Here is a 25138-nt window from a genome sequence, read left to right on the forward strand (position 1 = left end):
TTGTTTATTCAGGAAGGATAATAAGTTTGGTTACGCTTGCTCCTTTATCGCTATCTACAAACTCAATTTGTACTTTTTGCCCCATTTTCAGTGTACGGTAGCCTTCACCTTCTATCGCACTAAAATGAACAAAAATATCACCATCAAAACTGTCACAGGTTACAAAACCAAAGCCTTTAGCATTATTAAACCATTTGACACACGCTTGCTCCATTCTCTTCTCCTGATTTGCTATGTAAGTCACCATATCTTAGAGTAAAACAAAATTGGCTCAACTAGCAAAATCAAAAATTTCGAAGCAGATCACAAAATTTAGAAGATTTGTGTTTCTAAACGTAATGCTCCTTTTTCCACCACAATCGCTTTACCGAATTTTTTGATTAATGCCTCTTTGGTTTTGTTTTCATCAAGAGTATAAACAGGCGTGTTATTTAAAACATGGGCAATACCATCGGCAAGAAAAGGTAGAAACATTTGCAATTCATGACGATATTTATCGTGATCTGCATGCCAACTTAATAGGCGCACATCCTTTAAGTAAATCGCCCCTTCTTCTGCTTGATAATAAGGCACAGTATCAAGATTTAGCTGTAGTTGAATCGCATATTTTTTGCCACGAGCAGTCAGTTGGCTGTCAATGATGCCTGTCAGTTCTACACGTTGAGCAGCATTTTGTCCAATTTGAGTGCTCAAATTATGTAAATGATAATTTAACTGAAACAAGCCGGGTACACCGACTTTATCTTGCAATGGCACTTTTTCAGTAAGATGGGTAGCGAGATATTGATTAATTTCTTTTTCACTAATACTGAGCAGTGAAGCATGTAAATTGGGTGCAAGTAGCAGTAAACAGAACAAGGTTATGCGGGATAACGCTTTCATAAATATCTCCTTTTCAGTAAAATGGCTAAATCATACGATGGCACAATAATAGTTTGATTTTAAGGAATTAGAAATGAAAAAACTGATTTTTTGTGTGCTCGCATTATCGTTAGTGGCTTGTAGCGTTGGCGGTAATGTGAGTGCAGGTGGCGGCTCAAATGGAGTTGGAATGGGCTTTGGTATTGGTACGGGATTCCGTTTTTAAGAACTTTTAAGTTAAGTGCTGTCAAAGGCGAGTATCTCATTTATACATAGGAATGCATAACAAGATGAAACAGTTAATGAAAAAATCACTGCTTGGGGTTAGTTTGCTTTGTGCAACGCAATTGGCTTTTGCTGATGCAGCCGCGGTAGCTGAGCTACAAAAACGTTTAGAACTTGCCAGTCAATACAGTGCAGATTTTGACCAAACTGTGCGCTCAAATAAAGGGAAAGAGATTCAGAAGGGGAAAGGCAAATTTTATGTAAAACGCCCAAATTTATTCCGTATGGATACCCAAAGCCCACAGGAAAATTTGATTGTCTCTGATGGTCAAACACTATGGTTCTTTGATCCTTTTGTGTCACAAGCAACTGCGAGTTGGGTGAAAGATGCGGTAAACGATACGCCTTTTGTGTTGCTCACCAGTAATGAAAAAAATCATTGGGATCAATATGATGTGACACAGAGTATGGACAGCTTTGTGCTTAAACCGAAATCGAAAAAGAGTAGTATCAAACAATTTGATATACGAATCGACAATAATGGCTTGTTAAAAGGGTTTAGCACGATTGAACGGGATGGACAAAGTAATTTATATGTGTTGCGTAATATTTCAACTGCAAATGTGGCAAATGATCTATTTAAATTTAATCTGCCAAAAGGGGCAGAGCTAGACGACCAACGTAATGGTAAAAGTAAGAAAGCCAAGAAATAACAGCAACAAGCGGTTTCATTTTTACATAATTTTGTAAATTATGTTGTGTTTTTGACCGCTTGTGCTTTTAGGATTTTAAGCATAAATCACTATGAAAGCACTTTTTAATCAACGTGATCCGCAAGAGTGGCAACAATTTATTAGTTTGCTCACCCAAGCGGTACATGAAAATAAAACGGAAGCGTTACTTGCCATGTTATTAACCGCTGATGAACGCACTTCTCTCGGGCTTCGGGTGCAAATTACGCGTGAATTGTTGAATAACCAACATTCACAGCGAGAAATTCAACAGAGGCTAAACACCAGTGCTGCAACGATAACACGTGGTTCAAATATGCTGAAAACAGTTGAACCAGAAATTTTAAGCTGGGTAAGCGATAAATTGAATGGCAAAGCGTAAAACAAAAAGAAAGGCAAAACGCCGTTCTTGGTTGGGAACGATGCTACGTTTTTTCTTACCGGAACCCTTATCTTCCTTGAAAGAATGGATCTGGTTTTTCTTTAGCCGAGTCGGGTTACCGATTGCGGCTTTTTATCTTTCTCTCACGCTGATTTTTTCAGTCGTTCCTGTGCCGTTTTCAGCCTATATGGCACAGAAAAAAATAGAAAGTCTCTGGCAAGCACAGCCATACCACCTTCACTATCAGTGGGTAAGTTTAGATAAAATCTCGTGGCAGATGCAAATGGCAGCAATTGCAGCTGAAGACCAGAAATTTGATAGTCATTTTGGTCTCGATCTTTATGCGATCCAGCAAGCGCTAAAACGCAATGCCAGAACGGATAAAAAAGCGATGGGCGCTTCTACTATTAGTCAGCAAACGGTAAAAAATCTCTATTTATGGCATGGTACAAGCTGGGTGCGTAAAGGGCTAGAAGTGCCATTAACCTTACTAGCGGAAAGCATCTGGAGTAAAAAACGGGTACTTGAAATTTACCTCAATATTGCAGAATTTGGGACGGGTATTTTTGGTGTAGAGGCTGCAGCACAGCACTACTTTAAAAAATCGGCGAGTAAATTAACACTGCAAGAAAGTGCTTTGCTAGCCGCTTCATTGCCAAATCCGCTGATTTATCGCGTGAAAACACCGAGTAAAACGATGACTCACCGACAGCAATGGATTATACGCCAAGTGCAAAATCTTGGTGGAAGGCAGTATTTAAATAAATTGTAGGAAGATAATGCGATTATTACAACTTTGCCGAGAACCTCGCCTGTATAGTTGTCAGCGATTAACACAAGCGGCAGAAAAAGCGGGATATGCGATGGATATTCTTGATCCGAATCGTTTTCTGCTAAAAATTACCCAAGGGCATCTGCAAGCCTACTACCAAACTTGTGAACCTTTTCAAAAAATACGTGAAGTACCGCAGCCTATTGCTGAATATGTAGGGGTTATTGGGCGTTTTGGCAGCTCAAGTACCGAGCAAGGTTGTCGCGTTTTATTACATTTTGAGCGACAGCAGATTGCTTGCCTCAATCGCGCAAATGCGTTTGCTATGGCACGGGATAAATGGCTGAGTCTGCAAACCTTGGCCAGTGCAGGCATTGCTGTACCAGATAGTTTGATTGCGGGAGATTTATTAAAAGGCGCAGATCTTAGCGTACAATTACCAGCACCAATGGTGATTAAAACGCTTATCGGCTCTCAAGGAGTAGGTGTAATGTTGGCTGAAGGCGAAAAATCTGCTCAGAGTTTATTCGATACGTTAATTGCAAGCAAAGTGGCTAGTCTCGCTCAAGCATTTATTCATGAGGCTCAAGGACATGATATTCGGGCTTTTGTGGTAGGTGGAGAGGTGGTAGCCGCAATGCAACGTATAGGACAGAATGGTGATTTTCGCGCTAATATTCACCAAGGTGGTCGTGCTAGAGCAATAAAATTATCTGTGGAGGAACAAGCTCTCGCGATCAAGGCTGCGAATGTCATAGGGCTAGATGTTGCTGGGGTTGATTTAATTCGCGCGAAACATGGTGTAATGGTGCTTGAGGTGAATGCTTCACCAGGATTGGAGATGATTGAAAAAGTGAGTGGGGTAGATATAGCAGGTAAAATGATAGCCTCTCTACTGGCAAAAAAATCCTGAAAATCAAGCGCTTGCTTATGCCATTTTTAAGCGATAGTACCAATTCATTTGAATTGTCGGCTGAGCCTAGGTTACAATACGCCCTATTTTTGAAACGCCTAAGATAGATTGCATGATGTATAACGAATTGGCACAAACGTTGCCAGAATTAATTGATTGGACGAAAGAACGTGAATTTTCCCTTTCGCTGAGCACAGAACGTTTAGCATTTTTATTAGCAATTTCGCTATATAATAATGAAAGAACGGATGGTGAATTGCTCGAAAGTGATCTGCAGGATCTATTTCGGCATATCTCTAAAGCCTTTGAACAATCTGAAGCAACTCTTGCTCAACGCGCTAATAATGCGATCAATGATTTAGTCAAACAGCGTTTTCTTAACCGTTTTTCCAGTGAATTTACCGAAGGTCTAGCCATTTACCGTTTAACACCACTTGGTGTGGGCGTATCTGATTACTATATTCGCCAACGTGAATTTTCTTCTTTACGCCTCTCTATTCAACTTTCTATTGTTGCAGATGAAATTCAGCGTGCATCGACTTCAGCAGAAGAAGGTGGCGATGAACGTTTCTGGCGCAATCAGGTTTTTGCGCCCTTGAAATACTCGGTGGCTGAAATTTTCGACAGCATTGATCTTTCCCAACGAATGATGGATGAAAACCAGCAACAAATTAGAGAAAGAATCGCCGCACTCCTTAGTCAAAATTGGTTTGAAGCAATTGAAACCTGCCAGCAACTGTTAGATGAAACGTCAGGCAATCTGCGAGAGTTACAAGATACGCTCAATGCTGCAGGAGATAAACTTCAAGCGCAGTTACTTCGTATTCAAAGCTGCTTAATTGCAGAGCAAAATTTAGATTTGGATTTTGTCGATCAGCTAGTGGTTAATTTGCAGAATAAACTTGACCGTATTATCAGTTGGGGGCAGCAAGCGATTGACCTTTGGATCGGCTACGATCGTCATGTGCATAAATTTATTCGTACCGCGATTGATATGGACAAAAATCGGGTATTTGGGCAACGCTTGCGTCAATCGATTCAAGGTTATTTTGATAATCCATGGCTGCTTTATATGGCGAAAGCGGAAAGCTTATTAGATTTGCGCGATGATGAAAGCGAGTTAAACGAGGCGGAAGCAGTGGGTGAACTGCCAAGTGAACTGGAATATGAATCCATGAGCCAAGTACAAGAGCAGATCGTGGCAATTATGCAGGCGCATTTAGCCCCATTCCGAGAGCAGGGTAAACCGATTGATTTAGGTTTGATTTTGCGTGAGCAACTGGCGCTTTACCCTGATAGTCGTCATTTTGATGTAGCAAGAATTATTGTTGATCAAGCGGTTAAGTTAGGTATGGCAAGTCTTGATAGCCAAGCAGTTTATCCAGAATGGCAGACAATTAACCAAACTGGCGCAGAAGTGCAGGCCAATGTAATTGACCAATATAAATAATTATAGGGTGCTATTGTTGCGCCATCATCTTTAAGCACGGGGCAATATGTTGCACCTTACTCGAGAAAATAAAATGACAGAAAGTATCCAAGATTTTATTTCAACCAAATTGGCACAAGCGATTGCCAATCCGATTTTTCCTAGCCTAGATAGTCAATTGCGTGCAGGTCGGCATATTAGCCTCGAGCATTTGGACGAACACGCCTTTTTAATGGATTTTCAAGCTGAACTAGAGCAGTTTTACCGTCGTTATCACGTGGAACTCATTCGTGCACCAGAAGGTTTCTTTTATTTGCGTCCGAAAGCTACAACACTGATTGCACGCAGCGCAATGTCGGAAATGGAAATGTTAGTGGGCAAAGTATTGTGCTATCTCTATCTCAGCCCAGAACGCCTTGCTCAACAAGGGATTTTCAGCTATGACGATGTTTATGATGAACTGCTTAATCTTGCTGATGAAAGCAAACTGCTCAAAGCGATTAATCCTCGTTCAACTGGTTCGGATTTGGATAAAGCCAAATTACAGGAAAGAGTGGGCGGGGCATTACGCCGTTTAGCACGTATTGGTATTGTCACTCGTGTTGGAGAGCAAAACAGTAAGAAGTTTATTATTTCAGAATCGGTATTTCGCTTTGGCGCGGACGTACGTACAGGTGATGATCCTCGAGAGGCGCAATTGCGTTTAATCCGCGATGGGGAAGCGACCACGCCAGAATTATTAAGCCAACAAGCGCTTGAATTAGCAGAAAATTCTGCAAACAGTGAAGAAAATGAACAAGATGAATTGGAGAATGAGGAAGCCTAATGGAAAGTCAAACTTTGCAAAATAATGAAATAATCGCACCGCTTGTCCGTCAAGACAGTGTTGTGCGAGGTAAATTCCGTTCTCTGACATTGATTAACTGGAACGGCTTTTTTGCTCGTACTTTTGATTTAGATGAATTAGTTACCACGCTTTCTGGTGGTAACGGCGCAGGTAAATCAACCACAATGGCTGGCTTTGTTACCGCGCTTATTCCGGATTTAACTTTGCTCAATTTCCGTAATACGACAGAAGCGGGTTCAACCTCGAGCAGTCGAGATAAAGGCTTATACGGTAAGCTGAAAGCAGGTGTTTGTTATGCGGTGTTAGAGAGCGAAAACTCCCGTGCTCAGCGTATTTTGACCGGTGTGCGTTTACAGCAAATTGCAGGGAGAGATAAAAAAGTTGATATTCGTTCATTCTCTTTACAAAACATTGAGCAAAATCAAAGTGTTATCAGCGTATTTACAGAACAGCTGGGGGAAAAGGCTCGCGTGCTTCCTCTAAATGAGTTGAAAGAAAAATTTGATGAGAGTGAAGTACTGTTTAAACAATATCACTCTATCACCGATTACCACTCATTTATGTTTGATCTGGGGGTGATCCCAAAACGGTTACGTTCATCGTCAGATCGCGCCAAATTCTACAAACTGATTGAAGCCTCTCTTTACGGCGGCATATCCAGCGTGATTACGAAATCGCTACGTGATTACTTATTGCCGGAAAATACAGGCGTTCGCCAAGCATTCCAAGATATGGAATCGGCACTGCGTGAAAACCGAATGACTCTGGAAGCGATTAAGGTTACGCAGTCCGATCGTGATATGTTTAAAAAGTTGATTACCGAATCCACGAACTATGTTTCTGCTGACTATATGCGACACGCCAACGAACGCCGTGGCAATGTACAAAATGCGCTAGAAAAACGCCAAGAGTGGTATCAGGTGCAATCTAAATTAACTCTTGAGCAGCAACGCTTGGTTGAATTTAGCCGTGAAGTAGCGGAATTAAGTGAAGCAGAAGGCGGCTTAGAGACAGAATATAATAGTGCGTCCGATCATCTCAATTTGGTGCAAAATGCGCTTCGTCATCAAGAAAAAGTGGAACGTTATCAAGATGAAGTTGAAGAACTGCAAGGCAAAATTGAAGAGCAACAGATGGCAGTGGAAGAGATTGCCGGAAAAGTGGAAACATTGCAAGGACGCTCGGATGAAGCAGAAGATGTTGTGGAAGAGTTGCGGAGCCAAATGGCAGATTATCAACAAGCTTTGGATGCGCAACAAACTCGAGGCTTGCAATATCAGCAGGCGGTTGCGGCATTGGAAAAAGCAAAACAGCTTTGTGGTTTGCCGAATTTGGATCTGAATAATATTGAAGATTACCACGCTGAATTTAGTGCGCAACTTGATGAAATTACCGATCAGGTGTTTGATTTAGAGCAGCGTCTATCCGTATCGGAAATGTCGAAAACGCAGTTTGATAAAGCGTATGAATTAGTTTGCAAAATTTCGGGAGAAATTGACCGCTTGCACGCATGGGAAATGGCTCGAGATTTACTGGCTGAATTCTCCAACCAAAAAGCACAAGCGCAACAAGCGGTAGGGCTTCGCCAAAAACTTGCCGAATTAGAGCAACGCTTGCAATTGCAACAGAGTGCAGAACGTTTATTAGCTGAATTCAATCAAAAAGCGCAAATGCAGCTTGAGACAACTGATGAGCTAGAAAACTTCTTTGATGAGCAGCAAGCACGCCTTGAAGATTTAGAAAGTGAATTGGCGGAGCTAGTCGAGCATCGTTCAAGCCAGCGCCAACAACGAGAACAACTTAACCAACAATATCAGCAGCTTGCGAGCAATGCGCCTGCGTGGCATACCGCACAGTCTGCATTAAACCGTTTACAAGAGCAATGTCATGAAACCTTCGAAAATAGTCAAGCTGTGATGCAATTTATGCAGAATACGCTTAGCCGTGAAAGGGAAATGACACTTGAACGAGATGAATTAGCTCGCCGTGAACAGCTGTTAGATGAACAAATTTCGCGTTTGAGTCAGCCAGACGGTTCAGAAGATGTGCGTTTAAATCATATTGCTGAAAAATTTGGCGGTGTGTTGCTATCTGAATTGTATGATGATGTATCGCTTGAAGATGCGCCTTATTTCTCTGCACTGTATGCCGAAGCTCGTCAAGCTATTGTGGTGCGAGATTTAGAAGCGGTTAAAGCACAGCTTTCACAGCTTGATGATTGCCCTGATAATCTCTATTTGATCGAAGGTGATCCAAATGCCTTTGATGATAATGTATTTGCCAGCGAAGAACTGGGTGACGGGGTGGTTGTGCAGCTTTCTGATCGTCAATGGCGTTATTCTAAATTCGCTGAATTTGCGGTATTTGGTCGCGCTTCTCGTGAGAAACAGTTGGAAAAACTGAAAATTGAGCGTGATGAAACCGCAGAGCAGCACGCAGAACGAGCCTTTGAGGTGCAAAAATGTCAACGATTACACCAACATTTAAGCCAATTTGTGGGGACGCATTTGGCTCTTGCCTTCCAGCCTGATCCGGAAAGTGCTATGCAAGAAATTGCACAAAAACGGGTTGAATTGGATCGAGAATTAAATCAAGCACAAGGGCAAGAAAGCCAACTTCGTCATCAATTAGAGAACACTAAAGGTCTGTTACAGCTTTTAAATAAAATTATTCCGCAAATTGGATTATTAGCGGACGATAGTTTAGTTGAACGGGTAGAAGCTTGTCGTGAGCAATTATTGGAAGCTCAAGAAGATGAGCAATATATCCGCCAATTTGGCAACTATTTAAGCCAGCTAGAGCCGATTGCAGTAGCGTTAAAGAGTGATCCAACGCAATTTGAACAGCTTGAAAATGATTACAAACGCTCGGTTGAACACCAAAAATTACTCAATCAGAAAGTATTTACTTTAGCTGATGTGAACAATCGCCGTTTACATTTCAGTTACCAGGAAACGCTTGGGACAGAAGGTTCTGCGCTTACAGAACAACTTCGCCAACGTTTAGAAAATGCTCAACGAGAACGTGAACAAAGCCGTGAACAGCTTCGCCAAGCGCAAACACAATATAGCCAATATATGCAGGTGTTGACCTCATTAAAAAGTGCATTTGATGCAAAAAATCAGATGTGGCAAGAGTTGTTGCGTGAAATGGACGAATATGGCATTCGTAATAATGACACCTCTGCGCTTGAACGAGCAGAAAATCGAAAAGAAGAAAGCTATCAACGTTTAAGCCAATTACGTACTCGCAAAGGTTATTTAGATAAACAACTTGCGGTGATTGAAGCAGAAATGGATAACCTCAATCGTACAGTACGTAAAGCAGAACGAGATTATCATACCCAACGTGAGATTGTGGTGCAGGCAAAAGCAAGCTGGTGTTTAGTGCAAAAACTCTCTCGCAACAGCGATGTGGAAAAACGCTTAAATCGCCGTGAACTCGCTTATCAATCAAGTGATGAGTTGCGTTCTATTTCGGATAAAGCATTGGGGGCGTTGCGCCAAGCGGTGGCGGATAATGAATACCTGCGTGATAGCTTGCGAGCGTCAGAAGACAGCCGTAAGCCTGAAAATAAAGTCGCATTCTTTATTTCGGTTTATCAGCATTTACGTGAACGTATTCGCCAAGACATTATCAAAACTGATGATCCGATTGATGCGATTGAGCAGATGGAGATTGAACTCTCTCGTTTAACCAATGAGCTGACTAGCCGTGAGAAAAAATTGGCGATCAGCAGTGAAAGTGTGGCAAACATTTTGCGTAAAACCATTCAGCGTGAGCAAAATCGTATTCTGCAATTGAACCAAGGCTTGCAAAATATTGCTTTTGGTCAGGTAAAAGGTGTGCGTTTGGTTGTAAATATTCGTGAAACCCACGCGATTTTATTGAATGCATTATCAAGCGAACGAGAGCAACATTCTGATCTGTTTGAAAACCAAAAACTTAGCTTCTCGGAAGCGCTTGCCATGTTGTATAAACGAGTAAATCCACATATTGAGATGGGACAACGTACACCACAAACTATCGGTGAAGAGTTACTGGATTATCGTAATTATTTAGATCTAGAAGTGGAAACGTTTAGAGGGGCTGATGGTTGGATGCGAGCAGAGAGTAGTGCACTTTCCACTGGTGAGGCGATTGGTACGGGGATGTCTATCTTATTGATGGTCGTACAAAGTTGGGAGGAAGAATCTCGCCGTTTACGTGCTAAAGATCTTCTACCTGCTCGTCTATTATTCCTTGATGAAGCCGCCCGTTTAGATGCTACTTCAATTAACACGTTATTTGAACTCTGTGAACGTTTAGATATGCAATTGTTAATTGCCGCACCAGAAAATATTAGCCCAGAACGAGGCACAACTTACAAATTGGTACGTAAGATTAGCCATAATCAAGAGTACGTACATGTGGTTGGATTGAAAGGCTTTGGTCAGTAATCGCTAAAAGAGAGAATGAAAATTCTCTCTTTTTTTGATGATTGGCATACTGCCGGCAAAGTACATTAAAGCTTAAGGGGCTGTCCTAGATAACTAGCTCAAACTCCTCTTAACTAATTGTTTTAAAAAGGAAATTTGAGATTTTAAGTCACTGTGATTAAAACGCCATTCACATTCCTTCAAATACAGCTCAAAATGGGCTTTGGGAATGCCGTTAAACTTACGTAAATGGCGTTTTGCTTGGCTCCAAAAATTCTCAATTCCGTTAATATGGTTTTGATTTTCAGCGAAGTGCGTGCAGTGGTTGATGCGAAAATGATTAAATTCGCTCACATCAAGCACATCATAGCTTCGATAGAAATCTGTGTAAACAATGCTGTCCGGTTTCACTTTCTCTCGAATTATCGGCAAAAGTGTGGCAGATTGCATGTTCGGTACGACAACGGTGTAAACCTTGCCGTCACGCTTTAACAGCCCGAATAAGGCGGTTTTGCCTGCGGCGCCACGACCTCGTTTGCCTTTTCTAGCACCACCGAAATAGCTTTCATCCGCTTCAATTTCGCCCTCCAACATTTCCAAATGAGGGCTATGTTGATAGATGAGTAGTCGCAAACGGTGAAAATAATAGGCTGCGGTGGTTTTGTTTACATTCACCAACTCAGACGCTGTTAGAGCAGTTACGCCTGCGACAAACAGCTCGATGAGCTTATGTTGTTTGTACTGACTTAGACGACTTTTTCTCATTAGGTTATCTTAACCTAAATGGAGTTTTAGTCGTTATCTAGGACAGCCCCATGTTTTTTTATACTCAGCCTTAATACGAGGAATATCCTCAGGGCAATATTTCTTCATTTGAGAAAATTGGAAAAATGGTATATCAAACGGGCTGCAAGATTGCGAGGTAAGCATAAAATCTCCTTATTTAATTCCCCAATGCCCACAGCAATAATGGTAATTGACCTACTGCGACAAACGGAAGAAAAATAATTGAAGCAGGTTCTTCTACAACAATATCCATAGCATCCCCTACGATCGTGGATGACTTAGTCTGAAACCACATATCTTGCTTGGCTCGAGCAATTTTAAACGGTTGGCTAAATTTGAATTTCTGCAAGATTTCCTCTCGATTACTGATCGAAATTACTTGCCCGCCATCTAATATTCCCCAAGCATATAACGCATCTGAAGGTTCATTGTTTTCACGCCCGATACTAAATGGTGCTTGATCTTGAATTTTCTCTGCCGAGAGTAATTGCTGTCTTTCTGTGTTCGATAGTCTATTTGCAGGCATGATACCCCGATAAATAAAAGTCACCACAGGTTTTGCGTGCTTATCTTTCTTCGTTAGCCAAATTTCAGGATAGCTATCTGTAAGCCTTTTTCTATAAACTTTATCAAAACTCACAATAGTTGAAAAAGCATCAATATTCTCTTTCCCTTCAAACGCATAAGAATACGTTTGCCCAATAACAATTAACTTATTCTCCACCACACCTGCGGCAAGAATTTTTTCATCATAAAATCGCACAGTTCTATGATCTTTCGTTGATGTACAGGCAGCAAGAAACAAACTGACTAATAACAGTATTTTATGAAGCAATTTCATCATAAATTCCTCTTGTTTATCGTGTAACTTGAGTTCGTTAAGCATTATATTTGCGAAATAGCAAGCGGTTGAATTTGTAAAATTTTTGGGGCTGTCCTAGATAACTAACCTAAACTTCTCTTAACTAATTGTTTTAAAAAGGAAATTTGAGATTTCAAGTCGCTGTGATTAAAACGCCATTCGCATTCCTTCAAATACAGCTCAAAATGGGCTTTGGGAATGCCGTTAAATTTACGCAAATGACGTTTTGCTTGGCTCCGAAAATTCTCAATTCCGTTAATGTGATTTTGATTTTCAACGAAGTGCGTGCTGTGGTTGATGCGAAAATGATTAAATTCGCTCACATCAAGCACATCATAGCTTCGATAAAAATCGGTGTAAACAATGCTGTCCGGCTTCACTTTTTCCCGAATAATCGGCAAAAGGAAGTTTTAGTCGTTATCTAGGACAGCCCCAAGCTTAATGTTTCGCACTAAATCATGAATTAATTTAGGGCCTTGGTAAACCATGGCAGAGTAGAGTTGTAATAAACTTGCGCCGGCGGCAATTTTCTCTTGTCCGGATTGTACGGAATGGATCCCGCCGCTACCAATAATAGGGATACGCCCTTTTAACTCCATATTAAGGCGAGCTAAGGTTTGCGTGCTTAATTGGTGTAATGGCTTACCGCTTAGCCCACCCTGTTCCTGTGCAAAAGGTTGCCCTTTTACCATATCTCTGGCTAGTGTGGTATTGCCAGCAATAACGCCATCAATCTGATGCCGTATAAGGCTATCTGCGACAGCAATGATTTCACTTTCTGTTAGATCAGGGGCGATCTTTAGTACAAGAGGTTTATAGGTTTGGTAGGTCTCAGCAAGATTTTTTTGTTCTGTTTTAAGCCGAGCAAGGAGATCATCTAATGCTTCGCCATATTGTAAGGTTCGTAAGTTTTTTGTGTTTGGCGAAGAGATATTTACCGTAATATAACTTGCATAGGGATAAACTTTGCGTAAACAGGTTTGATAATCATCGAAACTATTTTCTATCGGTGTCAGTGCATTTTTACCAATATTAATTCCTAAAATATCTCGATATTTTGCCTGTTTTATATTTTCAATTAATACGTCTACACCTAGGTTGTTAAAACCATTACGGTTAATAATGCCTTGTGATTCCAGCAAACGAAATTGGCGTGGGCGAGGGTTACCTTCTTGCGCTTTTGGGGTAATGGTCCCTACTTCAATAAACCCAAAACCAAGCTTCGCAAAGCCATCAATAGCTTCGCCATTTTTATCTGCACCAGCAGCTAGGCCGATCGGATTTTTAAAGCGTAATCCCATCACTTCAACAGGATGGTCGGGTAGGTTAGGCAGAGGGGATAAAGGCAGCTTACCAAGTAAGCTGAGGGCTCGAATGCTGAAATGGTGAGCGTTTTCTGCATCCATTGAGAATAGGGCTTTACGAATTAAACAGTACATGTTGTAAATTTTCCGAGAAAAATCACCGCTTGTTAGATTTCGTCTAATCTGCATGATCATAGACTTTTAAAACAATAAAAAGCCCAATCAATAGATTGGGCTAAATGAATGTTAGTGGCTAAACATGGCTGAAATGGATTCTTCGTTACTGATACGGCGAATCGCTTCCGCTAGCATGCCAGATAAAGTTAATTGGCGCACTTTATTTAATGCGCGGATTTCCGCAGAAAGTGGAATAGTGTCGGTGATTATCACCTCATCTAAGGCTTCATTTGCTAAGTTTTTTGCGGCAGAGCCAGAGAATACCGCGTGAGTTGCATAAGCAAATACACGGCGTGCACCACGTTCTTTTAATGCTTCAGCCGCTTTGACTAACGTGCCACCAGTATCGATCATATCATCAACTAAGATACAGTCACGATCTGCAACATCACCAATAATATGCATCACTTGCGCGACATTTGCTTTCGGACGGCGTTTATCAATAATTGCCATGTCGGCATCATTTAATAATTTCGCAATTGCTCGTGCACGTACTACACCGCCGATATCAGGTGAAACAACGATAGGGTTCACTAAATCGGTTTTTTTCAAAATATCATCAAGTAAAACTGGCGAACCGAAGACGTTATCTACTGGTACGTCAAAGAAACCTTGAATTTGTTCTGCGTGTAAATCACAAGTCAATACACGATCTACACCAACACTAGAGAGGAAGTCTGCTACCACTTTTGCAGTAATAGGTACACGAGCAGAACGTACACGACGATCTTGACGAGCATAACCGAAGTAAGGGATAACAGCGGTGATACGACCTGCAGAAGCTCGGCGTAATGCATCTACCATCACAACTAACTCCATTAAATTATCATTAGTTGGGGCGCAGGTAGATTGCACGATAAATACATCAGAACCACGCACGTTTTCATTAATTTGGACTTGAATTTCGCCATCACTAAAACGTCCCACAGTGGCATCACTTAAAGAAATGTAAAGACGTTCAGCAATACGTTTAGCTAATTCTGGCGTCGCATTGCCGGCGAAAAGTTTAATATCTGGCATTGGAAGGGACCTCGTAAATTAATAGAAATTGAGAGTTTGATGTAAAGGCGAAATGTTTTGTCCTTGGGCAACAAAACCTTGGTAATCAGAAGGCATTGCTTGGAACGCAGCAAGAGCATCATCTTTACAGTCGAATTCGGCGAAAACACAGGCACCTGTGCCTGTCAATCGGGCTGGGGCATATTTTATCAACCAAGATAGACATTCATCAACCTCTGGATAAAGATCTTTTACAATTTTTTCGCAATCGTTTAACCAGGGTGACTGTAAAAGCACCGTTAAAGTGCGCTTGGGTGTATTACGTGGTAGATCCGGATGGGAAAAAATAGCAGCGGTAGAAATCGCAACATCGGGTTTGAGTACCAAATACCATTTTTCCGGAATTTTGCAGGGGGTTAATTTTTCACCAACACCTTCGGCAAAAGCAGCGAAACCGTGCACAAAGATAGGCACATCTGCACCTAAGCTTAAGCCTAGTTCCGCTAATTGTTCCAAGGATAACTGGGTTTGCCATAAATGGTTTAACGCGACTAAAACCGTAGCTGCGTTTGATGAACCACCACCTAAACCCGCTCCCATTGGCAATTTTTTGTTTACTGCAATTTTGGCTCCTTGCGAACAAGCGGTCTGTTTTTGCAATAGTTTTGCTGCGCGATAAATTAAGTTGTCTTCGGTTGCGACTCCCTCAACAGCATTGAGTAGTTTGATCTCAGACTGTGCTGTGATTTCAATTTCGATTTCATCGCCAAAATCTAAAAATTGAAAAAGGGTTTGCAATTCGTGATAACCATTAGGCAGTTTGCCTGTAATATACAAAAAGAGATTTAATTTTGCTGGACTGGGGAAACAGTATTTACGCATTAGTACACCCAATTATCAATACGAATTTTCAAGGTTTGTTTACCATTAATAAGACTGATCAGTTTTGGCAAGTTTGGCTGGCTATCTTCATGATATTCCACAAATGAAACTTGCCACACTGTACCGTTTACAGGGTAGTCAAATTGTGCCAATTGACGTTTTTCATTTACTACATAGTGGCTGTGGGCTTCAGGCTGCCCCTTCACCCAGTAAGCAAATTGGTCGATGGGAAATGAAACACCAATAATCTCTTCCATTAGCGCATTCACATTGCGTTCGGTGCGGGAGCGCCCTTTTTCATCGGAGATCGTCATTCCCTGTGCAGTACGCTGAAAGGTTAATGATTTACTTGAAAGATTCGATGACATCGTCAGGCTAAAATTAGTTGGTGTTTTGTACTGCCACTTAAAGTGAGAAGAAAATCGCTCTTCTGGCGAGATATAGCCAAATTGCCCTTGTGCTTGGTAGCTATTGATTTTTTGCAATTGTGCTAAATGTTGCTGCCATTGCAGATCATTATGCGGGATTTGTACTGAGGGCTGCTTAATTTGCGTAGGAGCATCTAACACAGATTGACAACCAGTTAAAATAAGTAATGCCGAGAGAGATAAATAAAAACGAAGTTTTTTCATAATGAAAAGAAAAAAATGAAAGTGGTGAAAGTATAGCGAAAATTGCTATTTTCAGCAATTTTGCAAAAAATCCTGCAAATTCGACCGCATGTGTTAGAATCTTGGCGATTTTCTTTGGAATAAATAGTATGAGCCAAGCGACATTTTTTATCTATGATTTTGAAAGTTTTGGGGTAAACCCTGCTAGTGATCGCCCTGCACAATTTGCCGGCATTCGTACCGATATGGATTTTAATATTATTGGTGAGCCAGTGATGATCTATTGCAAGCAAACAGCAGATTATTTGCCTTCGCCTGAGGCCGTGATGGTGACAGGTATTACCCCCCAAATATGCAATGAAAAAGGGGTCTCTGAGCCAGAATTTGCTGCGCAAATTCACGCTGAATTTAGTCAGCCAAATACTTGTATAATGGGGTATAACAATATTCGCTATGACGATGAAATGACGCGTTATACTTTCTTCCGTAATTTTTTTGACCCCTATGAATATAGTTGGAAAAGTGGTAATTCGCGTTGGGATCTATTAGATGTGGTACGCGCGTGTTATGCCTTACGCCCAGAGGGGATTGAATGGGCATATGATGACGAGGGTATGCCGAGCTTTAAACTAGAAAATTTAACTAAAGCGAATGGTATTGAACATGAAAATGCACATGATGCAATGGCAGATGTGTATGCCACGATTGCGATGGCGAAATTAATCAAACAAAAACAGCCGAAATTATTTGAGTTCTTTTTTAAAAACCGCGGTAAAAAAGCCATAGAAGCGATGATTGATACTGCAGAACTCACACCTTTAGTTCATGTTTCCGGAATGCTGGGGAATTATCGCGGCAATACGGCGTGGGTAGTGCCTTTGGCTTGGCATCCGACTAACCAAAACGCTGTTATTGTGTGTGATCTTGCAGGCCAAATAGATGATTTGTTAAATGAACCGGCAGAAGTATTAAAACAACGACTCTATACTAAAAAAAGTGAGTTAGAAGAGCAGGGGCTTACAGCAGTACCACTAAAATTAGTGCACATTAATAAATGTCCCATTATTGCTCCTGCAAAAACGTTATTACCAGAAAATGCAACACGTTTAGGTATCGATCGCCAAATGTGCTTGGAAAATCTACAAAAACTTAAGGCACAAAAAGGGTTAGTGCGAGAAAAGGTACTGGATATTTTTAATGAAGAGCGAGTTTTTGCTGAAAGCGATAATGTAGAAACTTCATTGTATGATGGTTTTTTTGAACCGGCAGATAAGAACAATATGGCGATTTTGCGCCAACTTAAGCCAGAAGAGTTAGCAAATCACGGATTGAAATTTAATGATCCTCGTGTGGAAAAATTGCTGTTTCACTATCGTGCCAGACACTATCCACATACTTTAAATCGTGCTGAACAAGTTCGTTGGCAAAAATATTGCGATCAGCAGCTTGAGCTGCGAGCAAAACCATTTAGCGAAGCTTTACATCGCTTGGCGATAGCGTTTCATGATAACCCAGAAAAATTGCAGTTACTTGAACAGTTGGAGCAATATGCTGTGCAAATTACACAGGAAGGGCAACTCATTCCCTCGCAAGAAAGTCATGAGAATCAAGCTATCGTGAATGCATTGAATTCACTTGCTGAGCAGGCGTTAGATAAATCGGCTAAACTTAAAATGCTGAATCAACTATTAGCTGTGAAAGCATAGGCTAAGTTAAAAATGTTCAATCAGTAAAATTAGGCCGAAATAAAATCTTCAATCATATAGACAATCGTTTGCCAAGCTTATAATATGGGAAAGCTGGTTAGATTAATTAACAAGAGTTTTATATGAGAAAAACCATTTTAGCGGCACTGGTTGCCGTTTCTTTTTTAGGTGGTGAGAATGCCATCGCAAACACAACACAAGCGGTCGAAATTTCAGAAAATTCTGCAAAACAGGCATTGGTGATGCAAACTGATTTTAGTTTGCGTGATGGCGCCGTTTCTGCGATGAAAGGCGTTGCATTTGGGGTAGATAGTCATTTGAATATGTTCGATCTTACCCATGAAATTCCGCCATATAATATTTGGGAAGCCGCTTATCGTCTCTATCAAACGGCAACCTACTGGAAACCGGGAACAGTCTTTGTTAGTGTGGTTGATCCCGGAGTAGGTACAGATCGTCAATCTGTGGTATTGAAAACGAAAACGGGACATTATTTTGTGACACCAGATAATGGTACGCTAACTTTAGTTGCTGAGCATTTAGGTATTGAGGCTGTGCGCCAGATTGACGAAAGTAAAAACCGCCTTGAAGGTTCTGAGAAATCCTATACCTTCCATGGGCGTGATGTATATGCCTACACAGGAGCAAGATTAGCCTCAGGGCAGATTAGCTTTGAGGAAGTTGGGGCAGAGCTTGAGCCAAAGGTAGTAGAGATTGATTATCAACGTCCAACCTTAGAGGACGGTGTGTTAAAAGGGAATATTCCAGTATTAGATATTCAATATGGCAATATTTGGACAAATATTAGCGATACACTATTAGCTCAAGCAGGTATTGAGAAAGATCAGCGGCTGTGTGTTGAAATTAGAGAGCAAACCGATGATGGTATACGTATTCGCTATAGTGGCGCAATGCCGTATAAAAATAGTTTTGGCGATGTAGAAGAGGGGAGACCTCTTATCTATTTGAATAGCTTACTGAATGTCTCTTTTGCATTGAATATGGATAGTTTTTCCGAGAAATACAAAATTGGCTCGGGAGCAGAATGGTCGGTTGCGATTAAATCCTGCGAAAAGAAAAACAGTGAGAAAAGTAACGAAAAGACAGAAATTAAATAATTTAGGGGGCAATAATTGCCCCCGATTCATTATGATGAAACTGATTGAAAAACATCCATTTCCAGCTATTTTGCCACAGCATGCGACTGTCATGATGATGGGAACATTTCCGCCAACGGTCGAAAAGCGTTGTATGGAATTTCACTATCCTAATTTTCAGAATGATATGTGGCGTATTTACGGCGCACTCTTTTTTAATGATCCGGCATATTTTTGCGTGCCAGGAGAGAAACGCTTTGATCCTCTGAGAATAGAACAATTTCTACGTTCTCAGGGGATTGCATTGTGTTCTACGGCGCAACGCGCAATTCGTGAACAAGGCAATGCCGCAGATAAGCATTTACGTATTGTTGAGCCTGTTGATTTAACGGCTGTTTTAGCCAAACTGCCTGCTTGTCGATGGATTTTCACCACTGGCGAAAAAGCGACTGATACCCTGTTATCGCTATTACCAAATAAAATCAAAATGCCTAAAACAAACGAATTTATTACTTTTCCCTATTGTGCTGAGCGAGAGCTCTTTTTATATCGTTTGCCTTCTACTTCTCGGGCTTATCCACTAAGTTTTGCGAAGAAATGCGAAGCATATCGTCGTTTTTTTGAAATAAGCGGAATTTTAGCATGATTTATGATTTACACAGCCATAGCACTGCATCTGACGGCATGCTTACGCCGACAGAGTTAGTACAACGTGCGTTGGATAACCAAGTTGAAATGTTGGCATTAACGGATCACGATACGCTGGGAGGAATTGCAGAAGCAAAAGCTTTTGCAGCAGATAAGGCTATTCGCTTTATCAGTGGGGTAGAGATCTCTATTTTATGGGAAAATAAAAGTATTCACCTTGCTGCATTGAATATTGATGAGCATCATGCTGCGCTAAATCAGCTTTTAGAACAACAAAAAATTTGGCGAGAAGCTCGCGCAATACAAATTGGCGAAAAACTGGCTAAAGCGGGTATTCCAAATGCATATGAAGGGGCAAAGAAATTAGCCAGCGGTGAAGTGACCCGTGCCCATTATGGTCGTTTTCTGCTTGAACAAGGTCATGTTAAAAATATTGAACAGGCATTTAAACGTTATTTAGGCATAGGAAAACCGGCTTATGTAAAACCTGTGTGGTGTTCATTACAAGAGGCGGTAGATATTACTCATCAAGCGGGGGGAGTAATTTGTGTCGCTCATCCATTACGCTATAAACTCACTGCGCGTTGGGTGCGTCGTTTAATCACAGAATTTAAGCAAGCTGGCGGAGATGGCATTGAGGTGGCCGGTGCAGCACAAACGCCTGATCAGCGTCACCTTTTAGCACGTTGGGCTGAAGAGTTTGATCTCTATGCTTCAGGCGGTTCTGATTTCCATTATCCGACAGGCTGGATTGAATTAGGTAAGGGGCTTACGCTCCCCCAAAATTGTAAACCGATCTGGCAGTTATTTTAAGGACAAGATAAATTGGGATGCTCACAGCCTTGAGCGGCTGTTGAGCATTATTGTGCTAGCCATTGCATAAAATCAGCAACAGTAAAGAAGGAGCCAAAGATTAAAATGATATCTTGGGCGTTAGCATGTTCAAAGGCGGCCAATGCAGCTTGATTTACCTGGGCAAAGATATGGCAATCTGCATGAGGTAACTGTCGTTGAAGCTTATTGGCAACATCTGTGCCACTTTGTCCTCGATAGCCAGCTAAGCCAGCGCAATACCAATGATCAATAATCCCAGTAAGTGGTTGTACAATACCATTTAAATCTTTATCCACCAAAGCGCTAAATACAGCATAAACTTGTGTTTCTGGTGTTTTTAAGGCTTGTAACCTTGTTGCCAAATAGCGTGCTGCGTGGGGGTTATGCCCGACATCAACAATCACTTTTGCAAGCGGTCGTTTTTGCGAAAATTGTGCAAAATCTTGAGCATCTAAGGTTTGGAAGCGTCCTACCATTTTGGTATTTTTTACCGCATTTTCTACCGCTTGTTCGCTGATTTCAAATGGCAGTAAATCGACAACAGCAAGTGCTGTCGCACAATTGGGTTGAGGAATTTGTGGCAAAGGTAATTGGCGTTTGTATTGCTTCCCTTGCCAAATAAACTGATCGCCTGAGATCTGAAACTGCCAATCTTGATCACGTTGTGAAATGTGGCAGTTTAACTGTTTGGCATATTCCAATACGGATATCGGACAGTCTGGCTCGCCAATCACTACGGGGATATTTTCACGGAAAACCCCAGCTTTTTCTCGCCCGATCGCTTCACGGTTGTCGCCAAGAAATTCAACGTGGTCAATATCAATAGAGGTGATCACGGCTAAATTAGGATCTACAATGTTGGTTGCATCTAAGCGCCCCCCTAGTCCGACTTCTAAAATCGCGACATCAACTTGAGCTTGGCGAAATATATCCAATGCAGCTAAAGTGCCGAATTCAAAATAGGTTAAGGATTGAGATTTATGCTGTTCAATATAATTAAAACTTGCGATTAAAGCGCTATCATCAACGGGCATACCATTAAGGCGCACTCGCTCATTATAGTGGATGAGGTGTGGTGAAGAATAAACGCCAACTTTCAAACCGCTATTTAGCAAAATTTGCTCAAGTAATCGACAAGTTGAGCCTTTGCCATTTGTGCCGGCAACGGTAATTACATAAGAGGTGGGCGTTAATAAATCTAAGCCGCTAGCAACGGTTTTAACACGCTCTAATCCCATATCAATGGGTTTAAAGTGACTTTTTTCTAAATAGGAAAGCCACGTTTCCAAAGAATCCGTGGCTTTTGGTTTCATCGTATTGTTCATTATTCAACAACTTCTTCAAGCAATTCGCCTGCTTTAAATGGGCTTGGTTGATTAGTGAGTTTAGCAACAAGGCGAGCAAGCGTATCTCGCATTTCTTTACGCTCTACGATCATATCAATCGCGCCTTTTTCTAATAGAAACTCACTGCGTTGGAAACCTTCCGGTAGTTTTTCGCGGACGGTTTGTTCAATCACTCGAGGCCCAGCAAAACCGATTAACGCTTTTGGCTCTGCGATATTGATATCGCCTAACATCGCTAAACTTGCTGAGACACCACCTAAAGTTGGGTCAGTTAAGACAGAAATAAATGGCACGCCCATTTCACGCATACGCGCTAAAATTGCACTGGTTTTTGCCATTTGCATTAATGAGAGCAGTGCTTCTTGCATACGTGCCCCGCCTGATGCGGAGAAACAGATAAAAGGAATATTTTCTGATAAAGCTTTTTCGGCAGCTCGTACAAATTTTGCACCGACTACAGAGCCCATTGAGCCGCCCATAAATTCAAAATTAAAAGCCGCAACAACGACAGGCATATCAAACAATTTACCAGACATTACAATCATGGCGTCTTTTTCGCCAGTCTGTTTTTGTGCGCTTGAAAGACGATCTTTATATTTTTTCAGATCTTTAAATTTTAAAACGTCTTGCGGCTCTAAATCTAAACCAAGTTCTTGGGCACTATCTTGATCCAGCAAGTTTAATAAGCGAGTACGAGCATTGATACGCATATGGTGGCCACATTTTGGGCAAACTTGCATATTGCGTTTTAATTCTTCGCTATATAACACCTGTTCACAGCTAGTGCATTTTGTCCATACGCCTTCTGGAATTTTTGATTTGGCGTGGCTAGAGGATGTCGAACTTTTACCTAAAATGCGTTCAATCCAACTCATTGGGAATTCCTTCTTTATTCACTGAAAAATTGGCGTGCATTAAAGCATAAAATCGCACAGATTGCCATAATCAAAGGTTTAACCACTTATTGATTTGGGGAGAATTGGACAAATTGCCCTAAATAAGCGAAAATTCGCCCTTTCGTTTTTTTACCTTTTGCCAAACAGATTTGTAAACCAATGACCAGCGAAATCAACTATGACGGCGTAGAGCAGATGCCGCTCAAGCAATTTACCGAAAGTGCTTATCTTAACTATTCCATGTATGTGATTATGGACCGAGCCTTACCATTTATTGGTGATGGTTTAAAGCCAGTGCAACGCCGCATTATTTATGCGATGTCAGAAATCGGGCTAAAAGCCAGTGCGGCTTATGCAAAATCCGCTCGTACTATCGGGGAAGTGATCGGTAAATATCACCCTCACGGCGATGCAGCTAGTTATGGGGCGATGGTGCTGATGGCTCAACCATTCTCTTACCGCTATCCGCTCGTTGATGGGCACGGTAACTTTGGTTCGCCTGATGAGCCGAAATCTTTTGCTGCAATGCGATACACCAAATCTCGCTTGGCAAAATTTGCTGAATTACTGCTTGAAGAACTTAATCAAGGTGCCGCAGAGTATCAACCTAACTTTGATGCAACGCTTGAAGAGCCAAAATCTTTCCCTGCTCGCCTACCACATATTTTGCTCAACGGCACAATGGGGATTGCGGTTGGGCTTTCCACCAACATTCCATCGCACAATATCAATGAGCTTGCCGATGCTTGCGTGATGTTGCTGGATAATCCAAATGCAAACTTAAATGATCTGCTTACCGTAGTACAAGCCCCCGACTACCCGACAGAAGCAGAAATTATCACGCCAAAATCTGAACTGGCAAAAATGTATGAAAGTGGCAAAGGCTCTGTGACCCAACGTGCGGTTTGGACAAAAGAGAAAGGCGATATTGTTGTAACTGCCTTGCCTTATCAAGTTTCGCCATCGGAAATTATCAGTCAAATTGCCAAGCAGATGACGGATAAAAAACTACCACAAATCGAAGACGTGCGTGATGAAAGCGGTAAGGATAACGCTACTCGTTTAGTGATTATTCCTCGCTCAAACCGAGTAGATGCCGAAGAAGTAATGAGCCACCTATTTGCCACGACGGATCTTCAGAAAAACTATCGAGTCAATATGAATATGATCGGACTTGATGGCAAACCCGCAGTAAAAGGCTTGGTGCAAATTTTAAGCGAATGGCTTACCTTCCGTCGCCAAACAGTTACCCGTCGCTTAAATTTCCGCTTAGATAAAATTTTAAGCCGTCTGCATATTCTTGAAGGCTTGATGATTGCTTATCTCAACATTGATGAAGTGATCGAAATTATCCGCAACGAAGATGAACCGAAAATGGTATTGATGGCGCGTTTTAATTTAAGCGATACGCAAGCAGAAGCCATTTTAAACTTGCGTTTACGCCATCTTGCTAAATTGGAAGAGCATGAATTACAAGCTGAACAAGCCAAATTAGAGGAAGAGAAAAGCTATCTACAAGCGATTCTAGGTTCAGAACGCAAGCTCAACAATTTAATTAAGAAAGAAATTCAAGCCGATGCGAAAACATTCGCTAGTCAAAGAATGTCGCCACTGGTAGAACGAGCAGAAGCAAAAGCCTTTAGTGAAAGTGATATAACCCCAGTGGAAGCTGTGACCATTATTCTTTCTGAAAAAGGCTGGATTCGTTGTGCCAAAAGCCATGATTTTGATGCACAGAATGCCAGTTATAAAGCTGGCGACCGTTATTTAGCTCATGCTTGCGGTAAGAGTAATCAAGCTGCAGTATTTATTGATAGCACAGGACGGGCTTATGCACTTGACCCAAATTCTCTGCCATCAGCAAGAACGCAAGGTGAGCCTATTAGCGGACGCATTAATTTACCAGCAGGTGCAACTATTGAAACTGTACTCATTGGCGATGAAAGCCAAAAAGTGCTCATGGCATCGGATTCGGGTTATGGATTTATCTGTACACTTGGTGATTTGATTTCTCGCAACAAAGCGGGTAAAGCGGTCATTTCTCTGCCAGAAAATGCAAAAGTGTTACCGCCACAACTGATTGATGAGAGCGAAGAAAATCTACTTGTGGCGATGAGTAGTGTCGGTAGAATGTTGGTATTCCCAGTGTCGGAATTACCAACGCTAGCAAAAGGCAAGGGTAATAAGATTATCAACATCTCTGCTGCCGCAGCCAAAGACGGTACAGAATTATTAGCACGGCTGTTTGTGATTAAGCCAAGTAATTCTCTCGTCTTTATTTCAGGTAAACGAAAAATCACGCTTAAACCAAGCGATATTGAGCACTATCGTGGCGAACGTGCGAGAAAAGGCTCGCCATTAGTACGTGGGTTAAATGCCAATACAGAAGTTGAGATTATTGAGTAGAATAAT

23 protein-coding genes and 2 pseudogenes are annotated in these 25138 nt (G+C 41.5%); 13 read left to right on the forward strand and 12 right to left on the reverse strand.

Features of this window, described 5'->3' with window-relative positions; genetic code table 11:
- Positions 1-4 precede the first annotated feature (4 nt).
- Together EDC51_RS00900 and EDC51_RS00905 are read right to left on the reverse strand one after the other, a co-directional pair.
- The gene (locus tag EDC51_RS00900) at positions 5-214 is read right to left on the reverse strand and encodes a cold shock domain-containing protein (protein WP_015432394.1); all 210 of its coding nucleotides are present in this window, start codon (positions 212-214) and stop codon (positions 5-7) included.
- A gap of 98 nt (positions 215-312) precedes the next feature.
- Positions 313-882 carry a DUF1439 domain-containing protein gene (locus EDC51_RS00905; RefSeq protein ID WP_015432395.1) on the reverse strand — a complete coding sequence of 190 codons (570 nt, stop codon included), beginning with the start codon at positions 880-882 and terminating at the stop codon, positions 313-315.
- Positions 883-955: 73 nt separating this feature from the next.
- Here EDC51_RS00905 and EDC51_RS10985 point away from each other — a divergent pair, with 73 nt between their 5' ends.
- The 8 genes from EDC51_RS10985 (at position 956) to mukB (ending at position 10599) form a co-directional block, all read left to right on the forward strand.
- Positions 956-1087: a hypothetical protein gene (locus EDC51_RS10985; RefSeq protein WP_015432396.1), complete on the forward strand. Its 132-nt coding sequence runs from the start codon at positions 956-958 to the stop codon at positions 1085-1087.
- A gap of 64 nt (positions 1088-1151) precedes the next feature.
- On the forward strand, positions 1152-1799 hold the full coding sequence (gene lolA / locus EDC51_RS00910; RefSeq protein WP_015432397.1) for an outer membrane lipoprotein chaperone LolA: 648 nt from the start codon (positions 1152-1154) through the stop codon (positions 1797-1799).
- Positions 1800-1890: 91 nt separating this feature from the next.
- Positions 1891-2199, forward strand: coding sequence for a trp operon repressor (gene trpR / locus EDC51_RS00915; RefSeq protein WP_015432398.1), 309 nt, complete (start codon positions 1891-1893; stop codon positions 2197-2199).
- A complete protein-coding gene (mtgA, locus tag EDC51_RS00920) occupies positions 2186-2971 on the forward strand; it encodes a monofunctional biosynthetic peptidoglycan transglycosylase (protein ID WP_015432399.1) in 786 nt (261 codons plus the stop codon). The genes trpR and mtgA overlap by 14 nt, the downstream gene beginning before the upstream one ends.
- A 7-nt stretch (positions 2972-2978) precedes the next feature.
- A complete protein-coding gene (locus tag EDC51_RS00925) occupies positions 2979-3884 on the forward strand; it encodes an ATP-grasp domain-containing protein (RefSeq protein WP_131927915.1) in 906 nt (301 codons plus the stop codon).
- A gap of 115 nt (positions 3885-3999) precedes the next feature.
- On the forward strand, positions 4000-5334 hold the full coding sequence (mukF, locus tag EDC51_RS00930) for a chromosome partition protein MukF (RefSeq protein ID WP_131928043.1): 1335 nt from the start codon (positions 4000-4002) through the stop codon (positions 5332-5334).
- 73 nt (positions 5335-5407) lie between these two features.
- Complete coding sequence (gene mukE / locus EDC51_RS00935; protein ID WP_025267108.1) at positions 5408-6139, forward strand: chromosome partition protein MukE; 732 nt, start codon at positions 5408-5410, stop codon at positions 6137-6139.
- Entirely contained in the window at positions 6139-10599 is a 4461-nt protein-coding gene (gene mukB / locus EDC51_RS00940; RefSeq protein WP_131927916.1) for a chromosome partition protein MukB, read from the forward strand. The genes mukE and mukB overlap by 1 nt, the downstream gene beginning before the upstream one ends.
- Positions 10600-10692: 93 nt before the next feature.
- Here mukB and EDC51_RS00945 read toward each other — a convergent pair whose 3' ends face one another.
- The 8 genes and pseudogenes from EDC51_RS00945 to lolB form a co-directional block, all read right to left on the reverse strand.
- Positions 10693-11343, reverse strand: coding sequence for an IS1595 family transposase (locus EDC51_RS00945; RefSeq protein ID WP_131927917.1), 651 nt, complete (start codon positions 11341-11343; stop codon positions 10693-10695).
- A 48-nt stretch (positions 11344-11391) separates the two neighbouring features.
- Positions 11392-11508, reverse strand: a pseudogene (locus tag EDC51_RS00950) (HI_0552 family protein); the annotation flags it as partial.
- Positions 11509-11521: 13 nt separating this feature from the next.
- The gene (locus tag EDC51_RS00955; RefSeq protein ID WP_249038446.1) at positions 11522-12250 is read right to left on the reverse strand and encodes a hypothetical protein; all 729 of its coding nucleotides are present in this window, start codon (positions 12248-12250) and stop codon (positions 11522-11524) included.
- Positions 12251-12309: 59 nt separating this feature from the next.
- A pseudogene (locus EDC51_RS00960) lies at positions 12310-12630 on the reverse strand (IS1595 family transposase); the annotation flags it as partial.
- A gap of 6 nt (positions 12631-12636) precedes the next feature.
- Positions 12637-13665 (reverse strand): quinone-dependent dihydroorotate dehydrogenase, encoded by a 1029-nt coding sequence (gene pyrD / locus EDC51_RS00965; RefSeq protein WP_131927918.1) that lies wholly within the window; start codon positions 13663-13665, stop codon positions 12637-12639.
- A 111-nt stretch (positions 13666-13776) separates the two neighbouring features.
- Complete coding sequence (locus EDC51_RS00970; RefSeq protein WP_015432408.1) at positions 13777-14727, reverse strand: ribose-phosphate pyrophosphokinase; 951 nt, start codon at positions 14725-14727, stop codon at positions 13777-13779.
- Positions 14728-14745: 18 nt separating this feature from the next.
- Positions 14746-15588: a 4-(cytidine 5'-diphospho)-2-C-methyl-D-erythritol kinase gene (gene ispE, locus EDC51_RS00975; protein ID WP_131927919.1), complete on the reverse strand. Its 843-nt coding sequence runs from the start codon at positions 15586-15588 to the stop codon at positions 14746-14748.
- Positions 15588-16220 (reverse strand): lipoprotein insertase outer membrane protein LolB, encoded by a 633-nt coding sequence (lolB, locus tag EDC51_RS00980; RefSeq protein ID WP_064317991.1) that lies wholly within the window; start codon positions 16218-16220, stop codon positions 15588-15590. Before lolB ends, ispE begins: the two co-directional genes overlap by 1 nt.
- Before the next feature lie 128 nt (positions 16221-16348).
- Here lolB and sbcB point away from each other — a divergent pair, with 128 nt between their 5' ends.
- The 4 genes from sbcB (at position 16349) to EDC51_RS01000 (ending at position 20463) form a co-directional block, all read left to right on the forward strand.
- Positions 16349-17905, forward strand: coding sequence for an exodeoxyribonuclease I (sbcB, locus tag EDC51_RS00985; protein ID WP_131927920.1), 1557 nt, complete (start codon positions 16349-16351; stop codon positions 17903-17905).
- Positions 17906-18027: 122 nt separating this feature from the next.
- Entirely contained in the window at positions 18028-19023 is a 996-nt protein-coding gene (locus EDC51_RS00990) for an SAM hydrolase/SAM-dependent halogenase family protein (protein WP_131927921.1), read from the forward strand.
- A 31-nt stretch (positions 19024-19054) separates the two neighbouring features.
- Positions 19055-19648 carry a DNA glycosylase gene (locus tag EDC51_RS00995; RefSeq protein ID WP_131927922.1) on the forward strand — a complete coding sequence of 198 codons (594 nt, stop codon included), beginning with the start codon at positions 19055-19057 and terminating at the stop codon, positions 19646-19648.
- Positions 19645-20463 (forward strand): PHP domain-containing protein, encoded by an 819-nt coding sequence (locus EDC51_RS01000; protein WP_131927923.1) that lies wholly within the window; start codon positions 19645-19647, stop codon positions 20461-20463. The genes EDC51_RS00995 and EDC51_RS01000 overlap by 4 nt, the downstream gene beginning before the upstream one ends.
- A gap of 47 nt (positions 20464-20510) precedes the next feature.
- Here EDC51_RS01000 and folC read toward each other — a convergent pair whose 3' ends face one another.
- Both folC and accD read right to left on the reverse strand, forming a co-directional pair.
- Positions 20511-21809 carry a bifunctional tetrahydrofolate synthase/dihydrofolate synthase gene (gene folC / locus EDC51_RS01005; protein WP_131927924.1) on the reverse strand — a complete coding sequence of 433 codons (1299 nt, stop codon included), beginning with the start codon at positions 21807-21809 and terminating at the stop codon, positions 20511-20513.
- On the reverse strand, positions 21809-22705 hold the full coding sequence (gene accD / locus EDC51_RS01010) for an acetyl-CoA carboxylase, carboxyltransferase subunit beta (protein WP_015432416.1): 897 nt from the start codon (positions 22703-22705) through the stop codon (positions 21809-21811). The genes folC and accD overlap by 1 nt, the downstream gene beginning before the upstream one ends.
- Positions 22706-22885: 180 nt before the next feature.
- On the opposite strand from accD, the gene parC reads away from it, so the two are divergent.
- Positions 22886-25132: a DNA topoisomerase IV subunit A gene (parC, locus tag EDC51_RS01015; RefSeq protein WP_025289275.1), complete on the forward strand. Its 2247-nt coding sequence runs from the start codon at positions 22886-22888 to the stop codon at positions 25130-25132.
- Positions 25133-25138: the final 6 nt, after the last annotated feature.

Source organism: Bibersteinia trehalosi, from assembly GCF_004346205.1.
Taxonomy (GTDB): Bacteria; Pseudomonadota; Gammaproteobacteria; order Enterobacterales; family Pasteurellaceae; genus Bibersteinia; species Bibersteinia trehalosi.